This is a genomic window from Streptomyces sp. NPDC038200, assembly GCF_055600785.1.
On the sequence record NZ_JBVJYH010000001.1, the window covers coordinates 361,199 to 386,099 of the forward strand.

A 24,901-nucleotide genomic window follows, 5' to 3' on the forward strand; every position below is an offset into this window, starting at 1 on the left:
TTGTTTGTGACTACCGTCACGGGCACGCGACATGGCTGCGTCCGTTCGGCCGAGAAGGTCACATCGGTCACCGGTCGGCGACAGCGCCGTAACAGTGGGCGCGCACGCGCGAGGCGGGGGGTTCGGGCGGGTAAGCCGCCCGGTACCGGGGCGGAGGTCCCGGGCGAAGCCCGACGACGGTCGCTGTGGCCGGGCCCGTACCATTCCTACAGTCGAAAGCAGGACAGCCTGCTCCATGAACGGACTCGCCTTGCACGAACGCCCCGCCGAATCGGCCTCCTGGCGCATCGCGCTGCCGCACACCACGGCGGCCGTGCCCGTGGCGCGTGCCCTGGTGCGCTCGGCTCTCACCGAGGTGGAGCACGCGGCGGACTGCGACACGGCGGAGCTGCTCACCGCCGAGCTGGTGGCCAACGCGGTGGAGCACACCGCCGGGCGCGGCCCGATCGAGCTGGTGGTGGAGCTGCGGCCGACCGGCTGCCAGGTCGAGGTGCACGACCCGGACCCGGCGCCGCCCGGCCAGCTGACCCGACCGGTGATCGAGGAGCCCGACGTGTGGCAGGAGGGCGGGCGCGGGCTGCTGCTGATCCGCGCCCTCAGCTCCTCCTGCGGTCACCGCCCCACCCCGTCGGGCAAGGCGGTGTGGTTCAGACTGCCTGTGATTCCCGCTCAGCGACGGCCGGCGTGACCTCGGCGGCCGGGCGCGCCAGCGTGGAGTGCCGGCGGCCGTAGACGCCGTAGACCAGCAGTCCCACCGCGAGGAACACGGCGAACTGGATCCAGGTCGTCCAGCCGGTCTCGTACATCAGGTACAGGCAGAAGCCGACGCCGAGCAGCGGGGCCACCGGGTAGAGCGGCACGCGGAAGCTGCGGGCGAGGCCCGGCTCGCGGCGGCGCAGGGCGATCACCGTGATGTTGACGACGGCCATGATGGCGAGCGTGCCGATGGTGCACAGGTTCATCACGGCGTCGAGGGAGGCGAAGGCCGCCGGGACGGCGAAGACGACCGCGACGATCAGCGTGCCGGCGACCGGCGTGGAGGTCCTCGGGGAGACCTTCTCGAAGACGCGCGGGATCAGGCCGTCCCGGGACATCGACATCAGGATGCGGGTCTGGCCGTACATCACGGCGAGCACCACGGAGGCGATGGCGACGACCGCGCCGAAGGCGACGACACCGCCGCCGACGGTGGAGCCGGTGACCTCGTTGACGACGTAGGAGAGGGCGGCGGGGCGGCCGGCGACCTGGTCGCCGCCGATGGCGCCGATCGCGGCGAGCGCGACCGCGCAGTACAGCAGGGTGACCAGCCCCATGCAGACGAGGATCGCGACCGGGATGTCCCGGCGCGGGTTCTTCGCCTCCTCGCCGGCGGTGGTGATCGCGTCGAAGCCGATGTAGGAGAAGAACGCGGCGGTGGTGCCCGCGCCGATGCCCCCGAGGCCGGCCGGGGAGAACGGGGTGAGGTTGCCGTCCCGGAAGGCGCTGTAGCCGATGGCGCAGAAGGCCAGCAGGATGACGAGCTTCACCGCGGCCATGGCGGCGGTCGCCCGGGCGCTCTCCCGCACCCCGCGCACCAGCAGCACGGAGGCCATGGCGATGACGATCACGGCGGGGAGGTTGACGATGCCGCCGTCGCCGGGGCCCGCGGACAGGGCGGCCGGGAGCTGCCAGCCGGTGAGGCTGTGCAGCAGTTCGTTGACGTACTGGCTCCAGCCGACCGCGACGGCCGAGATGGAGATGCCGTACTCCAGCAGCAGGCACCAGCCGACGAGGAAGGCGGTGGACTCGCCGAGGCCGGCGTAGGCGAAGGAGTACGAGGAGCCGGAGACCGGGATGGCGCCGCCCAGCTCGGCGAAGGAGAGCGCGGTGAAGACGCAGGTGATCGCGGCGAGGACGAAGGAGACGACGACGGCGGGACCGGCCTTGGCGACGGAGTCGGAGAGACCGACGAAGATGCCGGTGCCGACGATGGCGCCGACGCCGAAGCAGATGAGCTGGAAGAGGCCCATGGTGCGCTTCAGGCCGTGTCCCTCGCGGTCGGCGCCGGATTCGGCGACGAGCAGGTGCGGGGATTTGATGCGGGGAGCGGGCATTGCGGGTGGTGCTCGTTTCTGGTGGTGCGGGCGCCCCTCGTACGGGCGCGGCGACGGCACCGGAAGGGGTGGCTCCGGGCCGCCGGTCAGGATAAGGCCAGGTGAGGCCGGTCAGGCAAGGCTTTCCCGGGCGAGTGTGGCGACCAGCACCGCCTTGATGGTGTGCAGGCGGTTCTCGGCCTCGTCGAAGACGACCGAGTGGGGGGACTCGAAGACCTCGTCCGTCACCTCCAGGGAACGCAGGCCGTACGTCTCGTGGATCCGCTGTCCCACGGCGGTGCCGAGATCGTGGAAGGCCGGCAGGCAGTGCAGGAACTTCACGTCCGGGTTGCCGGTGGCGCGGAGGACGTCCATGGTCACGGCGTAGGGGGCCAGGGCCGCGATCCGCTCGCCCCACACCTCTCCGGGTTCGCCCATGGAGACCCAGACGTCGGTGGCGACGAAGTCGGCGCCTTGGACGCCCTCGGCGAGGTCCTCGGTGAGCGTGACGCGGGCGCCGCCGGCGTCGGCGAGCGCCCGGGCGCGGTCGACGATCTCGGGAGCGGGCCAGTACGACTTCGGGGCGACGATCCGTACGTCCATGCCGAGCAGGGCGCCGGTGACCAGGTAGGAGTTGCCCATGTTGAAACGGGCGTCGCCGAGGTAGGCGAAGGCGATCTCCCGCAGCGGCTTGGTGCTGTGCTCGGTCATGGTGAGCACGTCGGCGAGCATCTGGGTGGGGTGCCAGTCGTCGGTGAGGCCGTTGTAGACGGGCACTCCGGCGTGGGCGGCCAGCTCCTCGACCTTGGCCTGGCTGTCGCCCCGGTACTCGATGGCGTCGTACATCCGGCCCAGTACCCGGGCGGTGTCCTTCACGGACTCCTTGTGCCCGATCTGCGAGCCGGACGGATCGAGGTAGGTCGTGTGGGCGCCCTGGTCGGCGGCGGCGACCTCGAACGCGCAGCGGGTGCGCGTCGAGGTCTTCTCGAAGATCAGCGCGATGTTGCGGCCCCGCAGGTACCGTGTCTCGGCCCCGGCCTTCTTGGCGGCCTTCAGCTCGGCGGCCAGCTCGACCAGGCCGCGGAACTCCTCCTCGGTGAAGTCCAGCTCCTTGAGGAAGTGGCGGCCTGCGAGGGCGGTCGGGACTGTCGCCATGGCGGGCGCTCCAGGGGTACGACTACGACGGACTATGGAAGTCTATACGACCACTCACATTTCTATACAGCGTCTCGCTCCACGGGACAGCTCATGCACCGGGGTCCGCCCCGCCCCCGGCCCAGCTCGCTGCCGGGGATCTCGATCACCTCGATGCCCTGCTTGCGCAGATGGGTGTTGGTGGTGGAGTTCCGTTCGTAGGCGACCACCACCCCGGGTTCCACGGCGAGGACGTTGCAGCCGTCGTCCCACTGCTCGCGTTCGGCGGCGTGCACGTCCTGCGTGGCGGTCAGCACCCGGATCTCCCCGAGGCCGAGCGCGGCGGCGATCGCCCGGTGCATGTGCTCCGGGGGGTGGTCGGTGACCTTCAGCTCCCGCTCGCCGACGCCCGGCTCGATGCTGTACGAGCGCAGCATGCCGAGCCCGGCGTACTGGGTGAAGGTGTCGCCGTCGACCATGGTCATCACCGTGTCGAGGTGCATGAAGGCACGCCGCTTGGGCATGTCGAGCGCGACGATGGTGCGCGCCGAGCCGGCCGCGAACAGCTTGTGCGCCAGCATCTCCACGGCCTGCGGGGTGGTGCGCTCGCTCATCCCGATCAGCACGGCGCCGTCGCCGATGACCAGGACGTCGCCGCCCTCGATGGTCGAGGGGTAGTCCGCCTGCCCCCGGGACCAGATCCGGAACGTTTCGTCACGGAACAGCGGATGGTGGCGGTAGATCGCCTCGAAGTGGACGGTCTCGCGCTGCCTCGCGGGCCGGCGCATGGCGTTGATGGAGACGCCGTCGTAGATCCACGCCGAGGTGTCACGGGTGAAGAGGTGGTTGGGCAGCGGGGGCAGCAGGAAGTCGTCCAGCTCCATGACGTGGAAGCGGACCGAGGCCGGTTCGGCGTGGGCGTCCAGGAACTCCCGCTTGGTCATGCCGCCGACCAGGACCTCGGCCAGCTCGTCCGGGGTCATCCGGTCGAAGGCGGCGCGCAGGTGGTCGGTGGCGAGGGGGCCGTACTCCTTCTCGTCGAAGACCCGGTCCAGGACGAGCGCCCGGGCCTCGGGGAGCGCCAGGGTCTCGGCGAGCAGGTCCCCGAAGAGATGGACGACGACGCCGCGGTCGCGCAGGACGTCGGCGAACCCGTCGTGCTCGGCGCGCGCCCGGCGCACCCAGAGCACGTCGTCGAAGAGCAGGGCGTCCTTGTTGCTGGGGGTGAGCCTTTTGAGCTCCAGATCCGGCCGGTGCAGGATGACGCGGCGCAGCCGCCCGGCCTCGGAGTCGACGTGGAATCCCATGCCTCCATCCTGACCACCGGCGTGGCGCTTCACCCCCGGCTCGGCGGTTTCCGCACCACCGGATTTCGCCCTCCCCCTCGGCTCACCCCCGGCGCACTGGGAGCGGGCGCGGTCCGGCCGGCGGGCGGCGGGGCCGGATCACGGTGCGGAGCCGCGGGCCGGCCGGAGGGCGGCGGGCTCAGATCGCGGTGCAGGGCACGGGCCACTGCCGGAGGCGCGGCGGCAGGGTCACCGCCCAGCCGCCGCCGGCCAGCACCAGCCGCTCGGCGGTGAGCAGCCCGAGCGCCTCCCGCTCCGCCGTGTCCAGCGCGTCGACGGGCGTGGGCGCCAGGAGCCGGAGGAACGTGGCGAGCAGGACGGGGTGGTCCAGGGTCAGCCGGACGGCCGTGCCGCGCTCCCTGCGGTCCAGGACCGTGACGAAGTCCGGGCCGCGCCGGTGGTAGAGGGCGCCGTGGCTGTGGTCCGCCCGCCAGGCCGCCAGCACACCCGGGTCCGCGGGCAGTTCGGTGGGCGGGGGCAGATGGCGCAGCACACGGAGGTCGTAGCCCGGGGTGCCCGTCGCCCGCCAGCTCACCCGGAGAGCGAGGCTCTGGCACTCGCGCAGGAACCGCACCGCCTCCGCCGTCCCGCGTCCCGTGCCGCTGATGTCCAGGGGCACGGCCGCTTCGACCTCGCGCCCGCCGCGCCGGTGCGGCACGGTGCCGGGCAGCCCGTTCATCCGGCCCCCTCGGGCAGCCGGACCGGCTCGCCCCAGGTCGGCAGGGCGACATGGGTGACGCCGTCCCGGAACAACAGGCCCAGGGAGAACGCCTGTCGGACCCAGGCGTCCAGGTCCGGGGCCGGCACCTCGTGGCCGTCGGCGGCCAGCAGCCGGTGCAGCGCGGCTACGGTCCTGCCGTCCTCCAGGTGACGCAGGGCCGCGGCACGCCAGCCGGTGAAGCGGTGGGTGGCGGGCGGGCGGCCGTGCCGGCGGTCGTGCACCAGCAGTTCCGTGCCGTCCTCCTCGAACAGCAGCCGGGAGCCGGCGTGCCCGGCCCGCCAGGCGGCCACCGCTTCCGTCAGCCGCCGCTCGACCGTTCCGGAGATGCCCGCGGGCTCGGTGTCGAACAGGTACACCAGATCGGCGAGTTCGTCCTCGGGCAGGTCGTAGACGTGCTGGTACATCTCGGCCGGCCGGCGCTTGCCGAAGCCGAGGCCGGAGTCGGTGAAGTGCGGGCTGAACCGCTCCAGCTGGATGCGGTGGGCACCGCTCGGCGGCTGGAGGTGGACGAGCGCCGGGAGCTGGTCGACGACGGGGGTGTAGTCGTCGGCGGTCTCGCCGGGGAAGCCGTACAGCAGGTTCCAGGAGCAGGTCAGGGCGTGGTTCTCGCACTCGCGCAGCGTGCGGACGTTGCGGGCGCCGGTGACGCCCTTGGCCATGAGGTCCAGGACGCGGCTGCCCAGGCTCTCGATGCCGGGCTGGATGTGCACCGTGCCGGCGTCGCCGAGGAGCCGGAGCTGGGCGGGTGTCAGGTTCGACTTGACCTCGTAGTGCAGCCGCAGGTCCCAGCCGCTCTCCACGACGCGGGGCAGGAAGTCGCGGAAGTAGGCCATGTCGATGATGTTGTCGACGGTGACCACGTCGAGGAGGCGGTGGCGGCGCACCAGCCGGTCGATCTCCGTCCACAGCCGCTCCCCCGGCTTGGCGCGGAAGGCCATCGAGGAGCCGTTCAGTCCGCAGAACGTGCAGTGGTGCTTCTCGCCCCACCAGCAGCCCCGGGCCCCCTCCACGACCAGTTTCGGGTGGAGGTACTCCTGGACCGGGGAGGCGTCGAGGGCGGCCTGCCACTGGTCGTAGTCGGGCGAGGGGATGTCGGCCGGGGCCACGGTCCGCCGGGTCTCCGTGTTGGCGCGGGACTCCGTGCCGTCCCACCAGCACAGGCCGGGGACGTCCACGGGGTCGGTGCCCTCCTGGAGGTGGTGCAGCAGGGCGGGGAAGGCGTACTCGGCCTCGCCGCGCACCACGTGGTCGACGAAGGGGTGGTTGCGGTGCAGCGCGTGGCCCATCGGGCCGTCGCAGTTGCTGCCGCCGAGGACGACCGTCAGCCCGGGGAGTCTGCGTCCGAGTTCGCGGGCCAGGGCGAGGGACGGCACGTTCTGCATGAAGGTGGTGGTGAATCCGACGACGTCCGGCTCGGCGGCCAGCACCTCGGTGGCGCAGGCGTCGATGAAGGCGGCCGCGTACGGGCGCATCGCCAGGGCCGTGTCGATGGGGACGCCCCGGCGGGCCGCGTAGTCCCGGAGCCGGGCCACGCCCCAGCCGGGGTCGTCGTACAGGACGCCGGAGAAGACCCAGTCGCCGAGGCCGTGGAAGATCGCGTCGCTGCCGACCTCCACGCAGTCCCCCGGCAACAGCCGGCCGCCGGAGTGCTCCAGCAGGAACTCCGCCCAGCGCAGGGAGCCGTGGAACTCGCTCACCTCGTCGCCGGGGCGGGTCTGCCGCACGATCCGGTTGAGCAGGCCCAGTTGCAGCGAGGGCAGGTCGAGCGGGTGCCACGGCATCGTGACCAGATGGACGCGCATGCTCAGCGGGTCGGCCGCTTCTCCAGGATGGCCGGCCGGCGGGAGGTGCTCTGCCGGTCCTCGCGGACCACGACCTTCTTGATCTCCACGGCCACCACTCCCTCATGGCGTGCGCACACCCCTGTGCCGCACGGCCGTCCACGATATGGACGGATGTGTGTGCGGCACAAGGGCGTTGTGTGACGGAGGTGGTGCCGCGGGCGGGGCCTACAGGCGCGGGTCGACCGGTTCCGACTCCAGCGCCAGCACCCCGAACACCGCCTCGTGCACCCGCCACAGCGGCTCCCCGTCGGCGAGCCGGTCCAGGGCCTCCAGGCCGAGGGCGTACTCGCGCAGCGCCAGCGACCGCTTGTGGTTCAGGAACCGCCGGCGCAGCCGGTCGAGGTTGTCCGGCCGGGTGTACTCCGGACCGTAGATGATCCGCAGGTACTCACGGCCGCGGCATTTGATGCCGGGCTGCACCAGCCGACCCTCCGGGGTGCGGACCAGCGCGCCGAGCGGCTTGACGACCATGCCCTCGCCGCCCCGGCCGGTCATCTCCAGCCACCAGTCGACGCCCGCGCGGACCGACTCGGGGTCACCGGTGTCGACGTACAGCCGCCGGGTGGTCTGCAGCAGTCCGCTGCCGTCGTGCTCCACCAGCCGGTCGATCAGGGCCAGTTGCTCGTCGTGCGGCAGCCCGGCGAGGCTGCGGCCCTGGACCGCCGGCAGCTGGAAGGGGGCCAGCCGGACGCCGTCCAGGCCCTCGGTGGTCCAGCAGTAGCGCCGGTAGGCGGCGGTGAACGCGTCGGCGTCGGCCGCCCGTTCCCGCTGCCGGGCGAGCAGTCCGGCCACGTCGGCGCCGCGCCCGGCCGCCGCCTCCAGCGCGGCGAGCGCACCGGGGAACACCGCCGAGGCGGCGGCGCCCACGGCCGCGTACTGGCCGCGCAGCAGCCCCGTGGCCTTCAGCGACCACGGCATCAGCTCGGCGTCCAGCAGCAGCCAGTCGGTGGACAGTTCGTCCCAGAGTCCGGCGTCCGTGATCGCCGAGCGCAGGCGGCCGAGGATCTCCTCGGTCACCGTCTCGTCGTCGAAGAACGGCCGGCCGGTACGGGTGTACAGCGATCCCGTGGGGCCGTCCACGCCGAACCTCCGGCGCGCCGCCTCCGCGTCCCGGCACACCAGCGCCACCGCGCGCGAGCCCATGTGCTTCTCCTCGCACACGACCCGCGCGACGCCGTCGCGCGCGTACTGCGCGAACGCCTCCTGGGGGTGCTCCAGGTAGCCGTCCACCTGTGAGGTCGCCGTGGGTGCCATGGTCGGCGGCAGATACGGCAGCAGGCGCGGGTCGGTCGCGAAGCGGCTCATGACCTCCAGGGCCGCCGCCGCGTTCTCCTCGCGGACCGCCACCATGCCGGCGTGCCGGGTCTCCACGGCCCGGCGGCCGCGCACGTCCGCCAGGTCCAGCGGCCGGCCGTCGTGCCCGCCGGGCGCCTCGGTGCGCAGCGGCTTGGCGGGCTCGTACCAGACCCGCTCGGCCGGTACGTCGACCAGCTCCCGCTCCGGCCAGCGCAGCGCGGTCAGCTTGCCGCCGAAGACGGCACCGGTGTCCAGGCAGATGGTGTTGTTGAGCCATGTCGCTTCCGGCACGGGCGTGTGGCCGTAGACCACCGCGGCCCGGCCCCGGTAGTCCTCCGCCCACGGATAGCGCACCGGCAGCCCGAACTCGTCGGTCTCGCCGGTGGTGTCGCCGTACAGCGCGTGCGAGCGGACCCGGCCGGAGGTGCGGCCGTGGTACTTCTCGGGCAGGCCGGCGTGGCAGACCACGAGCCGGCCGCCGTCCAGGACGTAGTGGCTGACCAGCCCGTCCAGGAACTGCCGCACCTCGGCCTTGAACTCCTCGCTCTCGCCCTCCATCTGCGCGACGGTCTCGGCGAGTCCGTGGGTGTGCTGGACCTTGCGGCCCTTGAGGTACCGGCCGTACTTGTTCTCGTGGTTGCCCGGCACGCACAGCGCGTGGCCCGCCTTCACCATGCCCATCACCCGGCGCAGCACTCCGGGGCTGTCCGGGCCGCGGTCGACCAGGTCGCCGACGAACACGGCGGTGCGGCCCTCGGGGTGGGCGCCGTCCGCGTAGCCCAGCTTCGCCAGCAGCGATTCCAGTTCGGCGGAGCAGCCGTGGATGTCGCCGATGATGTCGAAGGGGCCGGTGAGGTGGGTCAGGTCGTTGTAGCGCTTCTCGGTGACGACGGTGGCGTTCTCGGCCTCCTCGACGCCGCGCAGGACGTGCACCTTGCGGAAGCCCTCGCGCTCCAGGTGGCGCAGCGACCGGCGCAGTTCGCGGATGTGCCGCTGGATGACCCGGCGGGGCATGTCGGCGCGGTCGGTGCGGGCCGCGTTCCGCTCGGCGCACACCTCCTCGGGCACGTCCAGCACGATGGCGATGGGCAGCACGTCGTGCTTCTTCGCCAGCTCGATCAGCTGCCGCCGGGAGTCCTGCTGCACGCTGGTGGCGTCCACGACGGTGCGACGGCCGGCGGCCAGCCGCTTCCCGGCGATGTAGTGCAGGACGTCGAAGGCGTCCCGGGTCGCGCTCTGGTCGTTCTCGTCGTCGGAGACCAGGCCGCGGCAGAAGTCGGAGGAGATCACCTCGGTGGGCTTGAAGTGCCGCCGGGCGAAGGTGGACTTGCCGGAGCCGGAGGCGCCGACGAGGACGACGAGGGAGAGGTCGGTGACGGGCAGGACCCGTCCCCTGTGCTGTGTGCCGGTCATGCCGCCTTCGCCTCCTTCTCGGTGATCCTCGTGAACACGGCCATCTGGGTGGGCGGTCCCACCTCCGGGTCGTCGGCTCCGACGGGGGCGAACTCGACGTCGTAGCCGTGTCGTTCCGCCACCGTCCCCGCCCAGTCGCGGAATTCCTCGCGCGTCCACTCGAAGCGGTGGTCGCCGTGCCGGACGTGCCCGGCGGGCAGGCTCTCCCAGCGGACGTTGTACTCGACGTTCGGCGTGGTGACGACGACCGTGCGCGGGCGCGCGTGCCCGAACACGGCGTACTCCAGGGCGGGCAGCCGGGGCAGGTCGAGGTGTTCGATCACCTCGCTGAGCACGGCGGCGTCATAGCCCTTGAGCCGGTTGTCGGTGTAGGCGAGGGAGCCCTGGACGAGCTGGACGCGGGCCGCCTGCCGCTCCCCCATGCGGTCCAGTCCGAGCCGCCGGCCGGCGATGGCCAGGGCCCGTACGGACACGTCGACGCCGACGATCTCGGTGAACCGGGTGTCCTTCAGCAGCGCCTGCACCAACTGGCCCTGGCCGCAGCCGAGGTCGAGGACCCGTGCGGCACCGGACGCCTCCAGCGCGGCCAGGATCGCCACCCGGCGCTGCTCGGCGAGCGGGGTGGGCCTCTCCTCCGCCTCGGCCTCCTGCGCGACGGCGTTGTCGATCTCCTCCACCGCGCTGTCGTCGGCCTCGGCCAGCCGCACCAGCTCCAGCTGCTCGCGGGCCTGCCGGGTCAGCGACCAGCGCCGGGAGAGATAGCGGTTGATGATCAGCTGCTGCTCCGGGTGGCCGGCCAGCCAGCCCTCGCCGGCCCGCAGCAGCTTGTCGACCTCGTCGGCGGCGACCCAGTAGTGCTTGGCGTCGTCGAGGACCGGCAGCAGCACGTACAGGTGGCGCAGTGCCTCGGCGAGGGTCAGCCGGTCCGACTCCAGCACCAGCCGCACGTACCGCGAGTCGCCCCACTCCGGGAACGCGGTGTCGAGCGGCACCGGGTCGGCGGTCACGGTCCAGCCGAGCGGTACGAACAGGCGCCGTACCAGCTCCGGGCCGCCGCGGGCGGGCAGCGCGGGGACCTCGACGCGCAGCGGCAGCGGGGCGGCGGCCCGCTCCGGGCGGGCGTTGCACACCCCGCGCAGGGCGCTGGAGAAGACAGTGCTCAGTGCGACCGCGAGGAGCGAGGAGGCGGCGTAGGGGCGGTCGTTGACGTACTGGGCGAGGGCCGCGTCGGGTGCGCCGCCGCGGCCCTTGCCCTTGCCCCGCCGGACCAGCGCGACCGTGTCGATCTCCAGCAGCAGGGCGGCCGTGCAGCGCTCCGCGTCCGCCTCGGGGTAGAACACGTGCGCCGTGCCGTACGAGGTGGAGAAGGCCTGCGCCCGGCCGGGGTGCTTGTGCAGCAGGTACCCGAGGTCGGTGGCCGGGTGGCCGGCCGTGCCGGTGGTGGAGATCGTCAGGAACATGCTGGCGATTCTCCCTGGTCAGAGTGGCTCCGACCACCGGTTTTCGTCGCCTCGGCGGGCGGCCGGGTGCGCGGAGCCGGCCGCCGTGCTCAGGACTGTCCGGCGACGATCTTCCGGGCGTTGGCCAGGGTGCGCGCGTCGGCCGCGCGTTGGTCCTCCAGGGCCTTCTTGTGCCGGGCGATGGCGTCCTTCTGCGCGCGGCTCTCGATGGCGTGCACCGTCTGGATGTACTCGGTGTCGAGCTTGCACCGGGCGTCGGCGGCGGCGGTCTCCTTCTCCTTGCCCGACGCCTTGTCGGTGCCGAACCAGTCGGAGTCGATGGACGCCTCGTCCGGGCCGGGGTAGTGGAAGCCCTCCTTCTTCATGCAGTCCGACCAGGCGCGGTCGGCCTTCTTCCAGGCGGGTTTCTTCGTCGCCGCCTTGTGCGCCTGGTACCAGAGGGTCGCGGCGACCGAGTAGTGGCCGGTGAGCTTGATGCCGCCGATCTCGGTCGGCTCGGGCTCGGGACCGGCGATCTTCCGGAGCGCCTCGCCCATGCATCCCTTCTCGGGGATGGGCCTGCCGTGCGCCTGGTGGCTCTCGCCGGACTCGAAGGTGCCGGTCAGCGCCGTGTACTGGTCGGCGGGCCACTCCATGGCCTGGTCGGTGCCCTCGTCCCGCGGCCGGTCGTGGTAGCCGTGCTCGGCCGCCAGGTCGGGGTCGTCCACGCCGTACGGACTGTCGTCGCCGAGCTTGCTGCTGCCGGCGAGGGTGCCCTGCCGCACCGGGTACGTCGCGTCGACCGTCCTGATGTCGAGTGTCTTGAAGCCGGTGAACCCGAGCCGGATCATGCACTTCCGGGCGACGATCCACTGCGCCGTGCCGACGGCCTTTCCGTCGGCCGACCCCGCGTCGGGGAGGTAGGCGTGCAACGGGAACGCCTTCATGGCGTTGAGGCGGTGGGCCTCGTCACCGGGATCGTCACCGCCGACGAACTGGCATGCCGACACGGCGAACAGGCCGGTGAGAACGAGAGGGAGGAGTTTACGCACCAGGTCATACGACCAGTCAGGGATCATGCGCGCTGTGATGGAGCCCACAGTTCCGGCACGAGGCGTTCACGGAAGGCGCATGTGATCTCCGTTATGGCCGCCCGGGTCCCGGAACTGATGGAGTGAGCCCTCGTCAACTGACCAGTGACAGAAGGGGGAACCATGACCATCGGCCAGGGATTCCGAGTACGGAGAAGAGCCGCCGCCGCACTGGCGACCGGTGCCGTCCTGAGCGCGGGTGTCCTCGCGACCGCTCCGGCCCACGCGGCCACGGCACGGCCGGCGACCACCGCCGCGCGGACCGTCGCCGCGGCGCCGCAGGTGCAGGCCCAGGGCGCCTTCGCGATGAACGCGGCCACGAGCAAGAAGCTCTTCGACAAGGCTCCGGACGCCCAGCTGCGGACCGGCTCCACCACGAAGATCATGACGGCCCTCGTGGTGCTGTCGCAGCGGAACGTGGACCTCAAGAAGAAGGTCAAGATCAAGAAGGAGTACACCGACTACGTCATCGACCCGGTGACGCACACGCAGCGGTACTCCAGCGCGAACCTGATCCTCGGCGACTCGATGCCGGTGGGCGACCTGCTCTACGGCCTGCTGCTGCCGTCCGGCTGCGATGCGGCCTACGCGCTGGCGGACACCTACGGCACGGGCTCGACGACGGCCCAGCGGACCAAGTCGTTCATCGGCAAGATGAACAGCAAGGCTCGCGAACTGGGCCTGAAGAACACCCACTTCGATTCCTTCGACGGGGTGTCCAACGGGAAGAACCACTCCTCGCCGCGCGATCTGGCCAAGCTGGCCCAGGTCGCCCTGAAGAACAAGACGTTCAAGAAGGTCGTCGGCACGAAGGTCTACGACGACATGCGGTCGTACCGGCCCGGCGGCGGCACACACGCCATGACGCCGTGGAACAACTCCAACAAGCTCCTCGGCTCGTACCGGGGCGCGTTCGGTGTGAAGACCGGCTCGGGACCGGAGGCGAAGTTCTGTCTGGTGTTCGCGGCCACCCGCGGCTCCAAGACGATCGTGGGCACGATTCTCGCGGACTCCTCGGCGGACCAGCGCTTCAAGGACGCGACGAAGATCCTCGACTACGGCTTCGCCCAGCGCGGCTGAGCCGGACCGGGGGGGCCGGCGCGTCCCCCGGCGTCCCGGTCCCGGCGGAGTCCGCGCGGACTCCGCCGGGACCGCGGGGGCAACCCGAGCGGCCCGGCGGCCCTCTCACCGGGCGGACAGGTGAGACAAGGACCTCGAGGGGGAACGCACCGTGTTGACGACCTATCCGGCCGGCAGACGCCGAGGTGTCTGGGCACCGGCCGTCCTGGCGGCCCTGGGAGTGCTCGCGGTGTCCTGCGACACCGGCGCGCGGCAGCCGCCGTCCGCCGCCCGCCCGGCCGTCCCGGCCCATGTCGCGGCGTACGACGCCGGCTGGCGCACCGGCAAGGGGCTGTACGAGTCCGGGGGCAAGGGAACGGCGGTCCGCGAGGTCGTCTGGGGCGGTTGTGTGCGCCGCTCGCTCACGGCCCGGCCCCGCCAGGTGGTGGACCGGGACCGCGGCGCCTGGGTGCTCGGCTGCCGGCACGGGGTCTCCGGGGAACCGCACCGGCGGCCCGCCCATCCGGTGACCCGCCGCGAGACGGACCCCGATCTGCTGGCCCGCTTCCGGTCCTGGGCCGCACGGAACGGCGCGAAGGATGCCGCGGCCAGGGCGACCCGGGTCGTCCTGGTCCGTCTCGGCGACGACGCCTACGACGTCGAACTCACCGGCGACCACGGCCCCGGTGACGGCAAGGCGGACGCCGAGAGCCTCGCCGACGCGTTCACGCGGTGGTGGGACGGCGACGACGGGGACGCCGGCGTCGCCTGGAACCTGCTGGTCCTCAGCCGGGACGGGGAACGTCTCCTGACCCGGGATCTCTGAGCGGCTCCCGGCCCGGGGGCAGCCGGGAGCGGCATGAAGGCCGGGCCCCTCTCGGGGAGCCCGGCGTGATCCAAACGAGAGGCCCTAGGACAGCTGGGACTGGACCTGGGCGGAGATCAGCTCCAGGTGGTCCAGGTCGGCGAGGTCCAGCAGCTGGAGGTAGATCCGCCGGGAGCCGATCTCGGCGTACCGGCCGATCTTGTCGACGACCTCGGCCGGGGAGCCGGCCAGCCCGTTGGCCTTCAGCTCGTCCACCTCACGGCCGATCGCGGCGGCGCGCCGGGCGACCTCCTGGTCGTCCCTGCCGACGCAGACGACGAGCGCGTTGGAGTACGTCAGGTCGTCCGCCGCGCGGCCCGCCTCCACCGCGGCGGCCCGCACCCGGCCGAACTGCCGCTCGCTGTCCTCGACCGAGGCGAACGGGATGTTGAACTCGTCGGCGTACTGTGCGGCGAGCCGCGGGGTACGGGTCGCGCCGTGGCCGCCGATGAGCACCGGGACCTTCCGCTGCGCGGGCTTCGGCAGCGCCGGCGAGTCGGTGAGGTCGTAGAACGTGCCGTGGAAGTCGAAGGTCTTGCCCACCTCGGTCGCCCACAGCCCGGTGACGATCGCCAGCTGCTCCTCCAGCCGCGCGAACTTCTCCTTGGGGAAGGGGATGCCGTACGCCTTGTGCTCCTCCTCGAACCAGCCCGCGCCGAGGCCGAGTTCGACCCGGCCGCCGGACATCTGGTCGACCTGGGCGACCTGGATGGCGAGCACGCCGGGCAGCCGGAAGGTGCCGGCGGTCATCAGGGTGCCGAGGCGGATGCGCTTGGTCTCCCGGGCCAGGCCGGCCAGCGTGATCCAGGCGTCCGTGGGGCCGGGCAGGCCGTCCGCGCCGCCCATCCGGAGATAGTGGTCGGAGCGGAAGAAGGCGTCGAACCCGAGGTCCTCGGTCGCCTTCGCCACGGTGAGCAGTGTGTCGTAGGTAGCCCCCTGCTGGGGCTCGGTGAAGATTCGAAGGTCCATACACCTATCCTGCACGGCGACCACCGCCTCCACCTCGCCGGTACCGTCCGGCACGGCCGTCCCCGGTCGGGTGAAAATCGCCCGCCCCGCCCGCGGGCCCCGCCCCGGGCCGGTGACCGGCCCCCGGAAGTGATCGTTGATCCGCCGGAGCCGGACCGTCCGGCGCCCGCGCCGGACGGTGGCCGCCGTCGCGCGTCACCGCGCCGGTCCTGCCGGGCCGGGGGCCGAGGAGGCCGTCATGTCCGAAGAGTCCGTCCCCCCGCGGGAACCCGCCGACCGGTCCGGCCGATCCTCCGGCCGGCCGGAGGGGCTGCTGGAGCAGATGGAGGAGCTGATGGCGGCGCTGAACGCGGAGCTGTCGGCACTGGAGGACCTGCACTCCGGGGCGCCGGGCCCGAGGGCGGCCGACGAGGCGGGCTGACCCCCGCGGCCTCCGGCTCCCGCGCCGGCCGATGAGGCGCGCCCGCCGATGACGCACGCCCGCCGATGAGACGCGCCCGCCGATGAGGCGTGCCGGCCTGCGCGGACGTTCACACCCCGGACGGGCTGTCCTGGACGTCCCCCGGCAGCATCTCCTCCCGTGCCGCGAGCTTGCGCAGCATCTCCAGGACCCGGTCGCGGGACTCGTCGGCCGCGTCGATCGCCTCCATGCACTGCCAGTACGTCGTCTCGTCGGCCGCGGCGCTGGCCATGCCGACCAGGGCTATGCCCACCTCGCCGAGCAGACCGCAGAGGCAGAGCAGGGTCTCGCGGGCGTCGTCCAGCTCGGTGAGCTGGGCGGCGCGCAGGTCCCCGGGGTCCAGTTCGGGCGGGTCCAGCACTCCGCAGCCCCGGCCCGCCAGCTCGGTCAGCCCCAGCGCCTCACCGCGCAGCTCCGGCGGGCCGGAGACCGCGAGGCGGCTCCCGATCGCCTGCGCCAGGGCCTGCGCCTGCCAGACCTCCGCCATCATCTCCGCCGCGTCGGCGCCATGCGCCAGGGCTCGCCTGCTCGCGAGGATGAGTCGTACCGCATCCATCCGGTGCCCCCGTCCGTCCGCCGTGCCGTCTCGCACGGTCGCCTGAACTCCCTTGTTCACTACCCAGAGTGAGGGTCCATGGGGCGAAAAGCCAGAGGAAGACCGAAATCTGCGGACAACAATTCGGATTCGGTGCGCTTTTTGACTCCGGAGAGTAATACCGGACTCTAGGAGTCCGCCTGTTGGTCCTCCGGGCCCGCGCCCTGCCGGTCTCCGGGGCCCGGGACCGGGAACCGGTGCTCGTTGCGGTCGATCTTGGCGGCGAGGGCGGTCAGCGGGTCGACGCCGAGGACCTCGCAGAGCTGCAGGAGGTAGGCCAGCACGTCGGCGACCTCGTCCGTGACGCGGTGCGCCGTGCCGGGATCGTCCATCACCCGGGCGGACTCCTCCGGTGTCAGCCACTGGAAGATCTCGACCAGTTCGGCTGCTTCCACCGAGAGGGCGGAGGCGAGGTTCTTGGGCGTGTGGTAGGGCTGCCAGTTCCGCGCCGCGGCGAACTCGGCCAGCCGGCGCTGGAGTCGGGCCAGGTCGGGGTGTTCCGTCACGGGTTCAGGTGTACCACCGTGACACCCGGCGTTCCGGCGGCCCAGGAGGCGTCGCTCACCGCGGCCACGCAGCGGATGTGCCCGCGCTCGCCCATCCGCGCGGCCGTCCGCAGCAACTCCCGCCGCTGGGACGGGTCCAGGGCGCGCTCGAAGCCGTCGGCGAGGACGGTGAGGGACCGCAGGGCGTCGGGCACCTCGCCGGGAGTGTCCATGTCCAGCACGCCGGGTCCGGTCAGCAGCACCAGCGTCAGCGCGAGATAGCGCAGCTCGCCGTCGCCGAGCCGGGAGATCTCGGTGCGCAAGCCGTCGCCGCGGTCGAGCAGCGCCCGTACCGTCCCGTCGGGCAGCGGCTCGGCGACCAGGTCGGCCACCGAGCCGGCACATCCCGCGCGCAGCGCCTCGACCAGCAGGCCGTGCCGGCGGCCGCACTCCGCACGCGTGCGCCACAGCACGTCGGCGAGGTTGTCGCAGCCGGGGAGCAGCCGGCCGGATCCGGTGGGGACGGGGACGCGCATGTGCTCGGGGCGGGGATCGCACGGGAAGACGGAGCGCAGGGCGACGACCATCTGCTCGGCCGCGGCCAGCACATGGCGCTGGCCGTCCGTCTTGCCGGCCACGCGCAGCGGCAGCAGTGCGGTGCCCAGGCGGTCGTCGGGGAGCGGGGCGCGGGTCACCGGCGCGGAGCCCGCGGTGTGCCAGGCGGCCTGCACCGTCCGGCGTCCGGGGTCGCGCAGGGCGGTCTCCAGCAGGACGACTCCGCGCGCGGTCAGCCGTTCCCCCACGATCCGCAGCTCCGGTTCGGCCTGGACGGCGACGTCGAGCCGGACCGGGCCCTGAGCGCCGTCGGCCGTACATCCGATCCGGAAACCCCGGCGGCCCTCGGCGTCGGGACGCGCCCGCTCCGGTACACAGCCGGCCGGATCCGGGAACGCCTGCGCGAGCGGGGCCCCGCCGCCGAGCCGCGCCAGCGCCTCGTACGCGGTGAGCGCGGCCGTCTTCCCCGCCCCGCTGGGCCCCGCGAACAGGGTGAGCGGCCCCAGCGGGAAGCCGGCCCGCCGGTGCCCGGCGAAGGCCGACAGCCGCAACTCGGTGATCCGGGCGCGGAGGTCGAGGGACGGGCGGGACGGCGCGGGCACGGTCCCGGCGGGCGCGTCGGCCGCCGGCGGCTCGGCGGAAACGGAGGGCACGGCCATATGCGGACCGTAGAACTCCCCCCGCACGCCGAACCGTTTCAGCGCGGTGGTCTTCCTACGATCGGGGGACGATCCCCCGCCGCCGGGGACCGGCCCGTACCCGGCGGGGCCGACGTGGGCGGCGGTGACGGCGACACGGTCACCGCCGGTCGCCGGGACGGCCGGGTGCGCCGCCGGTCAGCCGCCCGAGATGCCCGCGCCCTCCATGAGTCCGCTGACCTCCGTGCCGGGCGGGGTGAGGAGGAAGACGTTGCGGTCGACCCGGTGCATCCCGCTGCCCAGGCCGAAGACCACGCCCGTGCTGAAGTCGAGGACGCGCTTGGCGACGTCCCCCTCCGCGCTGGACAGGTCCAGCAGGACCGGCACCCCGGCCATCAGGGTCTCGGCGACTTCCCTGGCGTCCGCGAAGATGTTGACGCGCAGGACCACGAACCGGCGCCGGGTCTCGGTCTCGGCGTCGGGCAGCGAGCGGTGATTCACCGCGGACGGCCAGGCGTCCCGGCCCCGCAGCGGCACGACCTGGGCGAGCCCTTCCCACTGTTCATCGGTGACGTCGTAACGGCTCACCGGCTCCCCCCGACCTGACTTGCACTCATTGCCTGCACCAGCCAATTCTTACGCCAAGTCACCCGTTCGGCCCAACAACGACACGGTGCGCGACCGGTTCGGCCGGCTCTCACCACCCGTCCTTGAGCCGTATGAGTGGAAATGTCGGCTCCTTACCGCGCTCATACCCGACTCTTCACCGGCCTCCGCTCCCCGCTCACCCGCCGCCACTAGCGTCCGATGCCGTGCACGTGGCAGAGACACAGCAGGTGACACCCGAGCGGCGGACATCGTCGGCGGTGTCCGCCGGCCCGGGGGGCCGTCCGCAGACCCCGGAAGGTCCCGCGCAGTGGCACCGCGTGCTGACGCTCCTCGCCGACGTGAGCCTGTTCATCGGCACGCGCTCGGTGTGGACCCAGGCGGCCACGCACCAGCCGGCCCTCGCGGGGGTCGTCTCGGCCTGCTACGCCTCGATCCTGGTCACCGGCGTACTCGCCCTGACGGTCCGCCGGACGCGCTCGCTGGCCCGGCTGGACCAGGTGGTGCTGGCGACCGCGATCGTCCTGGCCCTGTGCGCCTGGTCGCTGAACCACGGCGGGGGCGACGAGGCCGTCCTCACCACCCAGGCCGCCAGGGAACTCGTCGCCGGGCACACGGTGTACGACCGGCCCTGGCCCTGGCTGTTCCACGCCAAGGGCGTCGCGCTGACGCCGACCATGGACGGCGGCTACGACTTCACCTACGGCTACCCCCCACTGGCCCCGCTGCTCACCGCGCCCCTGCTGTGGCTGGGCCACGGCGGCACCCCGGCGACGGCGGCGGCCACGGGGACGCTGATCGCGGGCACGGTGACGCTGTGGCGGCTGCTGCCGGTGCCGTGGCGCTCGGCCGCGACGGCGGTCTGCCTGGGCTTCTCCTTCCTGCCGCTGTACGCCCGGCAGGGCTACCCGGCGATCACCGGCCTCGCCCTGCTGCTGCCGGTGGTGGTGCGCTGGCCCCGGCTCGGCGCGCGCGGCCGGCTGGGCGCGGCCGGGATCGCGCGGGCCGCGTGTCTGGGCGCCGCCTGCGCGGCCCAGCAGTTGCCCTGGTTCGTGGCCCCCTTCCTGCTGGCCGGGATCTACGCCGTGCGCCGCGGCGAGCTGGGCGCCCGGGCGGCGGCACGGGTGGTGCTGCGCATCACCGGGATCGCGGCGCTGACCTGGCTGCTGATCAACGCGTACTTCGTCGTGCGCGAGCCCGGCCCGTGGCTGGAGGGGGTGGCCCTGCCGCTGACGCAGGGCGCGGTGCTGCACGGCCAGGGCCTGGTGGGCATCTCGCTGTACTTCACCCACGGCAGCGACCGGCTCGACTGGTACAGCCGTGCGAGCGCGCTGCTCGCGGCCGCCCTGCTGGCGTTGTTCGTGCTGTTCGTCCGGCGGCTCGGGCCGGCCGCGACCGTGCTGCCCTGGTGCGCCTTCTATCTGGCGACCCGGTCCCAGGACGGCTACTACCTGATGATGACCCCGCTGTGGCTGGCGGCGGCGGTCACCGCGCCCCTGCCGGAGTTCGCCCACGCCTGGCAGCCGCGGCCCCGGCCCCTGGCCGGACCGCGCCGCCGGGCCGCGCTGTGCGCGGCCGTCGCGGCGCTGGTGACGCCCGCGGCGGCCGGCGTGGTCCTGGCGGCGACGGGCACACCGCCGCTGCGCATGGACGTCACGGCGACCCGGCACACCTCGCCGCGGAGCCTGTCCCGGCTGACCCTGCGGGTCGGCAACACCGAGGACGTCGCGCTCACCCCGCACTACATGGTCACCACCGGCCAAGGCATGAGCCGGTACTGGGCGCGGGTGCGCGGCCCGGCCACGCTGCCCGCGCACACCACGGCGATCGTCGAACTCCGGGCGCCGGGTGGCCGTTTCGCGGTGCCGGCGGGGAAGAGCACCCGACTCAGGCTGCGCGCCTTCACGGCGGACCCGCAGACCCTGTCGACCTGGGAGGTGCGGCGGGCCGACCTGGGCGTCGGGCAGCCGCCCGGGTGAAGCGGAGCGCGGCCGTCACGGCGGTCAGGACGCGCGTCCTGCCGCAGATCCGTGGGCGGCGACCAGCGGGGCGTTGCCGGTCGCCCCCACCGACAAGGCCCATGACCTGCCGCGCGAGACCTCCGCCCGGCTCACCGGGACCGCCCGGCGGGCCCTCGCCGACTCCATGGGCCCCGGCCGGCGGGCGGCCCCGTGCGCGCTCGTACCGGACCCGGAGAACGAGGCCCGCCGAGCCCGCGGAAAGCGTGTTCCCCTCCGGGAGCGGCGCAAGTCACCACCGCAAGAAGAGAAACCTCACAGCCCGTGCTCCGCCAAGGCTCCACCGGCCTGGCCTAGCATCCCAGCCATGACGGTCCTGCCTGACGACGGGCTCCCCCTGGCCGCCGAGTTCCCTGACGCGACGCATGAGCAGTGGCAACGCCTGGTCGAGGGCGTACTGCGCAAGTCGGGCAAGGAACTCTCCGGCGCCGCAGCTGAGGACGCCCTGTCCACGACGCTGGAGGACGGGCTGCGCACCCGGCCCCTGTACACCGCGCGCGACAGCGCGCCCGACCCCGGTCTGCCGGGCTTCGCCCCGTTCGTGCGGGGCGGCCGCCCGGAAGGCGCCATCGCGAGCGGCTGGGACGTACGGCAGCGGCACACGGCACTCGCCGACGGCGCGACGGACACCGTGCTCGCCGACCTGGAGAACGGCGGCACCTCCCTCTGGCTGGTACTGGGCGAGGGCGGCATCCCGGTCTCCGAGCTGGGCCGCGCCCTCGACGGCGTCTACCTCGACCTGGCCCCGGTCGCCCTGGACGCGGGCCGCGACACCGAGCAGGCCGCCGAGGCCCTGCTGCGGCTGTGTGCCGACAAGGGCGTGGCGGCCGAGGCCGTACGCGGCAATCTGGGCGGCGATCCGCTCGGGTACGAGGCCCGTACCGGCACCGCGCTCGACTTCGCGCCGTTCGCCGCGCTGGCCGCCCGCTGCGCCGAGCAGTACCCGGGCCTGCGCGCACTGACCGTGGACGCACTGCCCTACCACGAGGCGGGCGGCTCGGCCGCGCAGGAGCTGGGCGCCTCGCTGGCCACCGGAGTGGCCTATCTGCGGGAGCTGACCGAGTCGGGGCTGAGCGTCGAGCAGGCGGCGGGCCAGCTGGAGTTCCGTTACGCGGCCACCGCGGACCAGTTCCTGACGATCGCCAAGCTGCGCGCGGCGCGCCGGCTGTGGGCCCGGGTCGCCGAGGTCTGCGGGGCTCCCGGCGCTCAGGTGCAGCACGTCGTGACCTCGCCGGTGATGATGACGCGCCGCGACCCGTGGGTGAACATGCTCCGCACGACGCTCGCGACCCTCGCCGCCGGAGTGGGCGGCGCCGACTCCGTGACCGTGCTGCCGTTCGACCACGCGCTCGGCCTGCCCGACGCGTTCGCCCGGCGCATCGCCCGCAACACCTCCTCCATCCTGATCGAGGAGTCCCACCTGGCCCGGGTCATCGACCCGGCGGGCGGCTCCTGGTACGTCGAGCGGCTGACGGACGAACTCGCCGAGGCCGCCTGGCAGTACTTCCGGTCCGTCGAGCGCGACGGCGGCCAGCCGGCCGTGCTGCGCTCCGGCCGCATCCGCACCGACCTGGCGACGACCTGGGCGGAGCGGTCCAAGAAGCTCGCCAAGCGACGCGAACCCATCACCGGGGTCAGCGAGTTCCCGCTGCTGGCCGAGAAGCCGGTGGAGCGCGCGCCCGCACCCGAGCCGCCCTCGGGCGGTCTGCCGCGCGTGCGCCGGGACGAGGCCTACGAGGAACTGCGCGCCCGCTCCGACGCCCACCTGGCGGCGACCGGCGCCCGGCCCCGGGTCTTCCTCGCCACGATCGGCCCCGCCGCCGCGTACACCGCGCGCTCGGCCTTCGCCGCCAACCTCTTCCAGGCGGGCGGCATCGAACCGGTCACCGAGGGCCGCTTCGAGGACAGCGGCGCGACCGAGGCCGTGCTGTGCTCCAGCGACGCCCTGTACGCCGAACAGGCCGAGCAGACCGCCGAGTCGCTGCGCGCGGCCGGTGCCAGGCATGTGTTCCTGGCGGGCCGGGGAGACCACCCCGGCATCGACTCGTACGTCTTCGCGGGCTGTGACGCCGTGGACGTGCTGTCCGCGACCCTCGACCGCATGGGAGTGTCCTGATGGGAATCCCCGACTTCTCGGGCATCGAGCTGGGGGCCCCGGTGACCGACGGCTCCGACGGCGAGTGGAGCGCGGCCGTCGAGCGGGCCACCGGAGGCGCCGAGCCGCTGTGGGAGACCCCGGAGGGCATCGGGGTCAAGCCGCTGTACACCGGGCGTGACCTGGAGGGCCTGGACTTCCTGGGCACCTACCCGGGCATCGCGCCGTATCTGCGCGGCCCGTACCCGACGATGTACGTCAACCAGCCCTGGACCATCCGCCAGTACGCGGGCTTCTCCACCGCCGAGGAGTCCAACGCGTTCTACCGGCGCAATCTGGCGGCCGGCCAGAAGGGCCTGTCGGTCGCCTTCGACCTGCCCACGCACCGCGGGTACGACAGCGACCACCCGCGCGTGACCGGCGACGTCGGTATGGCGGGCGTGGCCATCGACTCCATCTACGACATGCGGCAGCTGTTCGACGGCATCCCACTGGACAAGATGACCGTGTCGATGACGATGAACGGCGCCGTGCTGCCGGTGCTGGCGCTGTACATCGTGGCGGCGGAGGAACAGGGCGTACCGCCCGAGAAGCTGGCCGGAACCATTCAGAACGACATTCTGAAGGAGTTCATGGTCCGCAACACCTACATCTATCCGCCGAAGCCGTCGATGCGGATCATCTCCGACATCTTCGCGTACACCTCGCAGCGGATGCCCCGCTACAACTCCATCTCCATCTCCGGCTACCACATCCAGGAGGCCGGTGCGACGGCCGACCTGGAGCTGGCCTACACCCTCGCGGACGGCGTGGAGTACATCCGCGCGGGCCGGGAAGCCGGCCTGGACGTGGACGCGTTCGCGCCCCGGCTCTCCTTCTTCTGGGCGATCGGCATGAACTTCTTCATGGAGATCGCCAAGTTGCGCGCGGCCCGGCTGCTGTGGGCCAAGCTGGTGAAGCAGTTCGACCCGAAGAACAGCAAGTCGCTGTCGCTGCGCACGCATTCGCAGACCTCCGGCTGGTCGCTGACCGCGCAGGACGTGTTCAACAACGTCACGCGCACCTGTGTCGAGGCCATGGCCGCCACCCAGGGCCACACCCAGTCGCTGCACACCAACGCCCTCGACGAGGCCCTCGCGCTGCCCACCGACTTCTCGGCGCGCATCGCCCGCAACACCCAGCTGCTCATCCAGCAGGAGTCCGGCACCACCCGGGTCATCGACCCCTGGGGCGGCAGCGCCTACGTCGAGAAGCTCACCTACGACCTCGCGCGCAGGGCCTGGGCCCACATCCAGGAGGTCGAGCAGGCGGGCGGCATGGCGCAGGCCATCGACGCCGGCATCCCGAAACTGCGCGTGGAGGAGGCGGCGGCCCGCACCCAGGCCCGCATCGACTCCGGACGCCAGCCGGTGATCGGCGTGAACAAATACCGGGTGGAGACCGATGAGCAGATCGACGTGCTCAAGGTCGACAACTCCTCGGTCCGCGCCCAGCAGATCGAGAAGCTGCGGCGGCTGCGGGAGGAGCGGGACGAGGCCGTGTGCCGGGACGCGCTGGACGCGCTGACCCGGGCGGCCGACGGCAACGACAACCTGCTGGAGCTGGCCGTGCGCGCGGCCCGCGCCAAGGCGACCGTCGGCGAGATCTCCGACGCCCTGGAGAAGGTGTACGGGCGGCACGCGAGCCAGATCCGTACGATTTCCGGCGTGTACCGCAACGAAGCAGGCCAGTCCCCGTCCGTGGACCGCACCCGGGCCCTGGTCGACGCGTTCGAGGAGGCGGAGGGGCGCCGCCCGCGCATCCTGGTCGCCAAGATGGGCCAGGACGGCCACGACCGCGGCCAGAAGGTGATCGCCACCGCCTTCGCCGACCTCGGCTTCGACGTCGACGTCGGCCCGCTGTTCCAGACCCCGGAGGAGGTCGCCCGCCAGGCGGTCGAGGCGGACGTCCACGTGGTCGGCGTGTCCTCGCTGGCCGCCGGTCACCTCACCCTCGTACCGGCGCTGCGCGAGCAACTCGCCGAGGAGGGCCGGGAGGACATCATGATCGTGGTCGGCGGCGTGATCCCGCCCCAGGACGTGCCCACGCTGCTGGAGATGGGCGCCACGGCCGTGTTCCCGCCCGGGACGGTGATCCCGGACGCGGCCCACGACCTGGTCAAGCAGCTGTCGGCCGACCTCGGCCACGAGCTGTAGCGGCG

The 24,901-nt window shown here is 72.8% G+C and carries 20 protein-coding genes; 7 read left to right on the forward strand and 13 right to left on the reverse strand.

All coding sequences use genetic code 11. From position 1 onward, the window contains the following. Positions 1 to 235: 235 nt before the first annotated feature. Complete coding sequence (locus ACZ7KF_RS01540; protein WP_471068197.1) at positions 236 to 688, forward strand: ATP-binding protein; 453 nt, start codon at positions 236 to 238, stop codon at positions 686 to 688. On the opposite strand, the gene ACZ7KF_RS01545 is transcribed toward ACZ7KF_RS01540, so the two are convergent. The 8 genes from ACZ7KF_RS01545 to ACZ7KF_RS01580 form a co-directional block, all read right to left on the reverse strand. Further along, on the reverse strand, positions 648 to 2,093 hold the full coding sequence (locus ACZ7KF_RS01545) for an amino acid permease (protein WP_471068200.1): 1,446 nt from the start codon (positions 2,091 to 2,093) through the stop codon (positions 648 to 650). The genes ACZ7KF_RS01540 and ACZ7KF_RS01545 overlap by 41 nt on opposite strands. 111 nt (positions 2,094 to 2,204) lie before the next feature. Continuing rightward, positions 2,205 to 3,227, reverse strand: a complete 1,023-nt coding sequence (gene argF / locus ACZ7KF_RS01550) for an ornithine carbamoyltransferase (protein WP_471068203.1) — start codon at positions 3,225 to 3,227, stop codon at positions 2,205 to 2,207. A gap of 62 nt (positions 3,228 to 3,289) precedes the next feature. Further along, entirely contained in the window at positions 3,290 to 4,513 is a 1,224-nt protein-coding gene (locus tag ACZ7KF_RS01555) for an arginine deiminase (protein WP_471068205.1), read from the reverse strand. A gap of 178 nt (positions 4,514 to 4,691) precedes the next feature. Beyond that, positions 4,692 to 5,231 carry a DUF5825 family protein gene (locus ACZ7KF_RS01560; protein WP_471068208.1) on the reverse strand — a complete coding sequence of 180 codons (540 nt, stop codon included), beginning with the start codon at positions 5,229 to 5,231 and terminating at the stop codon, positions 4,692 to 4,694. Further along, positions 5,228 to 7,075, reverse strand: a complete 1,848-nt coding sequence (locus ACZ7KF_RS01565) for a RiPP maturation radical SAM C-methyltransferase (RefSeq protein ID WP_471068211.1) — start codon at positions 7,073 to 7,075, stop codon at positions 5,228 to 5,230. Before ACZ7KF_RS01565 ends, ACZ7KF_RS01560 begins: the two co-directional genes overlap by 4 nt. Before the next feature lie 207 nt (positions 7,076 to 7,282). Beyond that, a complete protein-coding gene (locus ACZ7KF_RS01570) occupies positions 7,283 to 9,826 on the reverse strand; it encodes a polynucleotide kinase-phosphatase (RefSeq protein ID WP_471068213.1) in 2,544 nt (847 codons plus the stop codon). Next, positions 9,823 to 11,286 carry a 3' terminal RNA ribose 2'-O-methyltransferase Hen1 gene (locus ACZ7KF_RS01575; RefSeq protein WP_471068216.1) on the reverse strand — a complete coding sequence of 488 codons (1,464 nt, stop codon included), beginning with the start codon at positions 11,284 to 11,286 and terminating at the stop codon, positions 9,823 to 9,825. Before ACZ7KF_RS01575 ends, ACZ7KF_RS01570 begins: the two co-directional genes overlap by 4 nt. Positions 11,287 to 11,375: 89 nt before the next feature. After that, positions 11,376 to 12,344 carry a hypothetical protein gene (locus ACZ7KF_RS01580; protein ID WP_471068219.1) on the reverse strand — a complete coding sequence of 323 codons (969 nt, stop codon included), beginning with the start codon at positions 12,342 to 12,344 and terminating at the stop codon, positions 11,376 to 11,378. 135 nt (positions 12,345 to 12,479) lie between these two features. Here ACZ7KF_RS01580 and ACZ7KF_RS01585 point away from each other — a divergent pair, with 135 nt between their 5' ends. Both ACZ7KF_RS01585 and ACZ7KF_RS01590 read left to right on the forward strand, forming a co-directional pair. Beyond that, complete coding sequence (locus tag ACZ7KF_RS01585; protein ID WP_471068222.1) at positions 12,480 to 13,436, forward strand: D-alanyl-D-alanine carboxypeptidase family protein; 957 nt, start codon at positions 12,480 to 12,482, stop codon at positions 13,434 to 13,436. 151 nt (positions 13,437 to 13,587) lie between these two features. After that, entirely contained in the window at positions 13,588 to 14,241 is a 654-nt protein-coding gene (locus ACZ7KF_RS01590) for a hypothetical protein (RefSeq protein ID WP_471068225.1), read from the forward strand. Positions 14,242 to 14,325: 84 nt separating this feature from the next. Here the strand turns inward: ACZ7KF_RS01590 and ACZ7KF_RS01595 are convergent, their stop codons facing one another. Then, on the reverse strand, positions 14,326 to 15,249 hold the full coding sequence (locus ACZ7KF_RS01595) for an LLM class F420-dependent oxidoreductase (protein ID WP_471068228.1): 924 nt from the start codon (positions 15,247 to 15,249) through the stop codon (positions 14,326 to 14,328). Between the two features lie 238 nt (positions 15,250 to 15,487). Between ACZ7KF_RS01595 and ACZ7KF_RS01600 the strand changes: the two genes are divergently transcribed. After that, the gene (locus ACZ7KF_RS01600) at positions 15,488 to 15,670 is read left to right on the forward strand and encodes a hypothetical protein (protein ID WP_471068231.1); all 183 of its coding nucleotides are present in this window, start codon (positions 15,488 to 15,490) and stop codon (positions 15,668 to 15,670) included. 109 nt (positions 15,671 to 15,779) lie between these two features. Here ACZ7KF_RS01600 and ACZ7KF_RS01605 read toward each other — a convergent pair whose 3' ends face one another. From ACZ7KF_RS01605 to ACZ7KF_RS01620, 4 genes are all read right to left on the reverse strand, one after another. Continuing rightward, positions 15,780 to 16,265, reverse strand: coding sequence for a DUF6099 family protein (locus tag ACZ7KF_RS01605; RefSeq protein WP_471068233.1), 486 nt, complete (start codon positions 16,263 to 16,265; stop codon positions 15,780 to 15,782). Positions 16,266 to 16,432: 167 nt separating this feature from the next. Continuing rightward, positions 16,433 to 16,810 carry a nucleotide pyrophosphohydrolase gene (locus tag ACZ7KF_RS01610; RefSeq protein ID WP_471068236.1) on the reverse strand — a complete coding sequence of 126 codons (378 nt, stop codon included), beginning with the start codon at positions 16,808 to 16,810 and terminating at the stop codon, positions 16,433 to 16,435. Beyond that, positions 16,807 to 18,003 (reverse strand): AAA family ATPase, encoded by a 1,197-nt coding sequence (locus ACZ7KF_RS01615; RefSeq protein ID WP_471068239.1) that lies wholly within the window; start codon positions 18,001 to 18,003, stop codon positions 16,807 to 16,809. The genes ACZ7KF_RS01610 and ACZ7KF_RS01615 overlap by 4 nt, the downstream gene beginning before the upstream one ends. 177 nt (positions 18,004 to 18,180) lie before the next feature. Next, entirely contained in the window at positions 18,181 to 18,570 is a 390-nt protein-coding gene (locus ACZ7KF_RS01620; RefSeq protein WP_471068242.1) for a cell division protein SepF, read from the reverse strand. Between the two features lie 278 nt (positions 18,571 to 18,848). On the opposite strand from ACZ7KF_RS01620, the gene ACZ7KF_RS01625 reads away from it, so the two are divergent. From ACZ7KF_RS01625 to scpA, 3 genes are all read left to right on the forward strand, one after another. Beyond that, positions 18,849 to 20,567, forward strand: coding sequence for a hypothetical protein (locus ACZ7KF_RS01625; protein ID WP_471069552.1), 1,719 nt, complete (start codon positions 18,849 to 18,851; stop codon positions 20,565 to 20,567). Positions 20,568 to 20,913: 346 nt separating this feature from the next. Beyond that, positions 20,914 to 22,722, forward strand: a complete 1,809-nt coding sequence (locus ACZ7KF_RS01630; protein ID WP_471068245.1) for a methylmalonyl-CoA mutase family protein — start codon at positions 20,914 to 20,916, stop codon at positions 22,720 to 22,722. After that, positions 22,722 to 24,896, forward strand: coding sequence for a methylmalonyl-CoA mutase (gene scpA, locus ACZ7KF_RS01635; RefSeq protein WP_471068248.1), 2,175 nt, complete (start codon positions 22,722 to 22,724; stop codon positions 24,894 to 24,896). Before ACZ7KF_RS01630 ends, scpA begins: the two co-directional genes overlap by 1 nt. Positions 24,897 to 24,901 lie beyond the last annotated feature (5 nt).